Raw genomic sequence first — 3,617 nt, 5'->3', positions numbered from 1 at the left:
CACGGAACCCGGGGAAGATCAAAGGCTCCACCCTTCAGGCACTACTTACTTCGCAGCGCATTCGCGACCGTGTGCTGCCAGCCCTCACCGATCCGACAGATAGAGCATGGGCTACAGGGCGAAGGAGGTGCGCAACGGCCCGCTCATGTCAGTCAATCGGGGTCCGTAACGCGAACGGTGTTTCTGGCATTGGTTAGTAGCTTTCGGCGGCCGGCCAGCGGTCACCGAACGTGATGGCGAAGGCGTTGAGTACAGGTTTCCAACGGATCGTCCATCGAGTGCGGCCGGTCCCGGTGGGGTCCAGGCTGCGGGTCACAAGATACAGGCATTTCATCGCGGCTTGTTCGGTCGGGAAATGTCCGCGTGCCCGGATAGCACGGCGGTAGCGGGCGTTCAACGATTCGATGGCGTTGGTCGAGCAAATCACGGTCCGGATTTCGACGTCGTAGTCGAGGAACGGAATGAACTCGTTCCACGCGTTTCGCCACAATTGGATCATTGCCCGGTATTTGGTTCCCCATTTCTCTTCTAATTCTTCGAGCGCGGCGAGTGCCGCGTCGGCGTTCGGTGCGGTGTAAATCAGTTTGATGTCTCGCTTGATGGCGTCGCTGTCGTTGCGTGAGGTCAGGCGGAACGTATTGCGGATCAGATGAATGATGCAGGTCTGAACGATGGTCAGCGGCCATACGCTCTCGACTACTCCGGGTAGTCCTTTCAGCCCGTCGCAGACGAGGAAAAGCACGTCGCGTACGCCGCGGTTCTTCAGGTCGATCAGGACGCTCATCCAGAACTTGGCGCCCTCGCCGCCTACACCGGCCCAGAGCCCCAGGACGTCCTTGCGGCCGTCTGCGGTGACCCCGATGGCCGCGTAGACAGGCCGGTTGGCGACCTGGCCGTCACGTACCTTGACCACGATGGCGTCGATGAACACGGCGGCGTACATGGCGTCGAGTGGCCGCGATGTCCATTCCGTCATTTCGGCCACCACTTTGTCGGTGATCCGCGAAACGGTTTCCTTGGAAATTGACGCGCCGTAGATTTCCGCGAAATGTGCCGAGATCTCCCCGGTGGTCAATCCTTTCGCGTACAACGACAACACCATTTCGTCGACTTCACCGAGCCTGCGTTGCCGTTTCTTGACGATCTGCGGCTCGAACGTCCCTTCACGATCACGCGGGACATCAATGGAGACTTCGCCGGCCGCGTCCGAGATCACCGTCTTCGGCCGGGCGCCGTTGCGCACATTTGTCGACTCGCGGCCTTCTTCGGCCTGGTTCTTATCGTGACCGAGGTGTTCGGTCATCTCCTCGTTCAATGCCGTCTCGAGGACATTCTTGGTGAACAGTTTCAACAACCCGTCCGGGCCGGTCAGCTCGAGTCCGCGCTGCCGGGCCTCGGCCACCATGGCCGCCGCTGCGGCCTGCTCAGGCGACAGTGTGCGACCTTTGGCGCGGGTGTTCTTCCGTGGACTCACGATCTCTGCGGTCATTACTCACAGTGCCCATCCCGCCGGACCAAAATCCGGCGAATCGGGCCAGAAACACCGTTCGTGGAACAGTCCCGTCAATCGTAGTTTTCGACGGTGATCGCGGCGAGCGCCCGGGCCGGGTCACCCTGCAAGGTCGACAGTCTGCGTTGCAACGGTACAGGCAGCCGCGTCACCAATCGGATAAGACGCGGCATCAGCCAGACCTGTGAGGCAGTGGCGGGGATGAGTGACTTCATCGTCGTCGGGCCGATCGTGCGGGCGAGCCGGACGAAGTCGCGCATGCGGTCCTCGTAGCCGCGGAACGCCCGGATGTGGTCGCCGCCGGCCGCGTGCAGTTCGCCTGCGAGTACGTATGCCCCGACCATTGCCACGCTCGTGCCGCCACCGACCGCCGGGCCTGGCGAGTAGCCGGCGTCACCGACCAGCGTGATCCGGCCGTCCGACCAGGTCTCCATGACGATCTGGCTGATCGAGTCGAAGTAGAAGTCGGCGGCGTCGTCGAGCTCGGCCAGCAGGCGCGGCACCTCCCACCCATCTCGCGCGAACGTCTCGCGCAGCAGGCTTTTCTGCTGCTCGACGCCCCGGTGGTCATCGCCGAACGGCTCGTCGCGCCGGAACAGCATGCCGGCGCGCAGTTCACGGTAGTCGCTGAGCGGGTACATTCCGACAACCTTGCCGGGGGTGTTGTAGTTGAGCACCCGCCCGCGCAGGCCGAGATAGTTGGGCACGGTGAAGATCGCCAGGTGGCCCCCGATGTACTGGCGGAAGCTGGACTCCTCGCCGAAGGTCAGCCGCCGGACGTTCGAGTGGAGCCCGTCCGCGCCGACCACCAGCGCGAAGGTGCGCGGCGGCCCGTGCTCGAACGTGACTTGGACGCCGTCGCCATCCTGCGCCAGTGCGCGAATCGAATCGCCTGCCACGTACTCGACGTGGTCGCGCGTTGCGCCGAGCAGGATCGACGTCAGCTCGCCGCGCATGATTTCGACGTGCCGGTCGGAGATACCGGCCACCATGCGGGCAAGGTCGACGACGATCGGGGACCGCCCCGGCCGCTCGAACGAGACGACCTCGGTGCCGGTGCGGGCGGCGAGCACTGCGGGCAGCAGCCCCATCCGCTCCGCCACCTCCACGGCCGGGCCGAACAGGTCCACGGAGTGGCCGCCGACACCCAGCCGCTCGGCCGGCGTACGCTCGACGACGGTAGGTCGGAAGCCGTAGCGATGCAGCCAGTAGGCCAGGGTCGGACCGGCCACGCCGGCGCCGGATATCAGCACATCGGTAGTGGTTGGCATCCGATGACCTTATGCACCGACCCGCTGGGCCGATACGGTCCAAGTTCCTCGTCGGCAGGGCCATCGGCGACGGCGATCGTCGCTGCCGTCGACTTGGTTCACCCGATCGGGAGCTGACTACGACCGCCTCATTGAGGCGTCGTGGGCTGTGGCCGCCGGGCAACCGGCCGGGCGTCGCCGTGATCAAGTGTTGACCTCGCGGATCACGATGTGACATCGGCGGCTAGTAGGGGTGTAATGCCTGCGGACATTCGCGACGACGACGACGACCTGGAGCGTCTGCTCGAAGGCCGGGCCGATGTCGCGCGAACGTGGCGCCTGCGGCGGCTGTCCCGGCTGCTGCGCGCCGCCGCGGCCCGGCCGGCCACGGGAGCTCCGCGGCGAGGATGCCGCCCTCCGGTGACGGCCCCGTACCGTCCGCCGCGAACCTGTGCGCCGACTACCTTGCGCTGGACGGGACCGCGCGGGCTCAGGCGCTAGGGGAAACCGCGGTACGCACCGCTGGTGTCGCTTGCGGGATCGCCGGGGGCGGTGGACGCGTACTGCGAGGAGTCGGAGTCCGCGCCTCCAGCGGCCTCTGTCTCCCCGCCGTCGCCGGCGTCGCCGTCGGATCCCGCGATTCGGCAACGCTGCCTCCGACGTCTCGGGCGATCACCGGTTCGCGGCCTGCCACCGCCAACCGGTGTACCTCGACCCACCGCTCGACCGTCGTCGTGAACCCGCCTCGGGCCGTATCCGAACCACCCATCAACCCGGCACCCTTCCGCAACGGCTCCGCGATGCCCAACGCCGCGCAATCTCCACGGGTGCTCTTAGTGAGTGTTTGAGAGTGGGAT

2 protein-coding genes are annotated in these 3,617 nt (G+C 65.7%); both read right to left on the bottom strand.

Translation table 11 applies throughout. The features are described 5' to 3' along the window. Positions 1-193 precede the first annotated feature (193 nt). Positions 194-1,474: an IS256 family transposase gene (locus Ato02nite_RS50700; protein ID WP_213013929.1), complete on the bottom strand. Its 1,281-nt coding sequence runs from the start codon at positions 1,472-1,474 to the stop codon at positions 194-196. Between the two features lie 89 nt (positions 1,475-1,563). Beyond that, the gene (locus Ato02nite_RS50695) at positions 1,564-2,781 is read right to left on the bottom strand and encodes an FAD-dependent monooxygenase (RefSeq protein WP_213013928.1); all 1,218 of its coding nucleotides are present in this window, start codon (positions 2,779-2,781) and stop codon (positions 1,564-1,566) included. Positions 2,782-3,617: the final 836 nt, after the last annotated feature.

The organism is Paractinoplanes toevensis (assembly GCF_018332695.1).
Classification (GTDB): Bacteria; Actinomycetota; Actinomycetes; order Mycobacteriales; family Micromonosporaceae; genus Actinoplanes; species Actinoplanes toevensis.
Note: the sequence above shows the minus strand (reverse complement) of the source record. Positions and strands in the feature narration are given on the sequence as shown.

Bases quoted from the DNA above. Each gene is read 5' to 3' on its own strand.
- Ato02nite_RS50695 (WP_213013928.1), bottom strand. From the start codon at position 2,781: ATGCCAACCACTACCGATGTGCTGATATCCGGCGCCGGCGTGGCCGGT.